We start from the raw sequence: 1,271 nt of genomic DNA, 5'->3' as shown, positions 1-1,271 counted from the left end.
CAGGAAGTAGGGTAAACGGCATCACATAGCCTTTATCAGACTGCTTACGAACGCTCGCCCAAAAGCCAACTTTATCAAGACCGCCTGTTACCTCAAGTTCGAACGACTCCCCGCCATACACCGTACCGAGCGGAACCGTGTCAAGCGTTGGAATAGTCACACCAGCGGCTTTAGACGTAAACGCCGAAATGCTGGAATAACGGCGGTTTCCGGTGTTCTCTACATAGACCTGATAAACTCCCGGCTTACCAGAAACAGGGGTAAAAGTAAGGCTCCCCGATGTGCTACCGTCCTGATAGCTCAACGTTGGAGGCGTTGAAAATCGAAGGTTGTCAGGGTCGAGCAATCGAATCTGGTAGTTTTGCCCGACGGTTAGTTGTGCGCCCGTAGAGTTGGCGCGGGTAATCTTGTAGTTAACTGCGTTAAACAGTTCCCAGCCGTTTTGTTCCATGCTTGAAAACGTGCTGGTTGTAATACTCCATGTCGCGGCCATTAGCTAACCCCCACGGTTGAGAGAATCATAACGCTGTCAACATCAGGCGTTACATCTGATTTATGAGTCGTGATTGTAGTGTATGCGCAAGTGTCGAAACTCGCGTTGAAACAATCACCCGTTTTCATTGGACGTTTCCACGAAGCGAACGAATAACGGATGTCGGCTTTATACGTTTCCAGAACGTCACACGTACATTTCAACATCCAGAGGTTATCCGCCACGTTCTCGATACTGTCCACGAAATAGAAGCGTTTCAGGTCAGGCATGTATAAATAGTTAATGCCGATGAACCCGATTTTATCCGGGTCGGTTAAAACAAACACCGGGTTAATAACGTCAATAGAGCGTTTCAACAGAATGTCCATTTCATGTGACGCTACTAAACCACTTTCTTTCCCGATAACGTTCGGGGAGTCTTTACAGTGATAGAGAAATAGTTTCATTATTCTGTCCATAAAAAAGGCCGCCCGAAGGCAGCCAGTTTAAAATAACCCCGCAACTGGTACGGGGATTTTATTACGCGATTTCTTCACCAATGAAGAACACCACAAAGTTTTCGGACAGGTCGTTGTAATAACCTGCGTCGGCTTTGTACCACGAGTTATAGAACTCTGCTTTCGCGTTGTAAGCCGTGGTAGTGCGGCGGTCAAGGTTCGCAACACCTACAGCGTCACGGTCAGCAATCACGCCCAGAATCGCAGCGTTTTTATTGCCAGCGGTCAGACCTTCATGTGGCAGCTTAACAGTTTCGCCACTTGCAGTTTTGACATCAATC

At 47.8% G+C, this 1,271-nt stretch carries 3 protein-coding genes; all 3 read right to left on the bottom strand.

The window, feature by feature from the left end; translation table 11 throughout:
• On the bottom strand, window positions 1-493 hold a 493-nt coding region (locus N1032_RS23325), incomplete at its 3' end, for a hypothetical protein (protein WP_259542734.1).
• On the bottom strand, window positions 493-861 hold the full coding sequence (locus tag N1032_RS23320; protein WP_259542733.1) for a hypothetical protein: 369 nt from the start codon (window positions 859-861) through the stop codon (window positions 493-495). The genes N1032_RS23320 and N1032_RS23325, both read right to left, overlap by 1 nt.
• Before the next feature lie 151 nt (window positions 862-1,012).
• A partial coding sequence (locus N1032_RS23315; protein WP_259542731.1) for a phage major capsid protein occupies window positions 1,013-1,271 on the bottom strand: 259 nt, incomplete at its 5' end.

The organism is Herbiconiux daphne (assembly GCF_024979295.1).
Taxonomy (GTDB): Bacteria; Actinomycetota; Actinomycetes; order Actinomycetales; family Microbacteriaceae; genus Herbiconiux; species Herbiconiux daphnes.
Note: the sequence above shows the minus strand (reverse complement) of the source record. Positions and strands in the feature narration are given on the sequence as shown.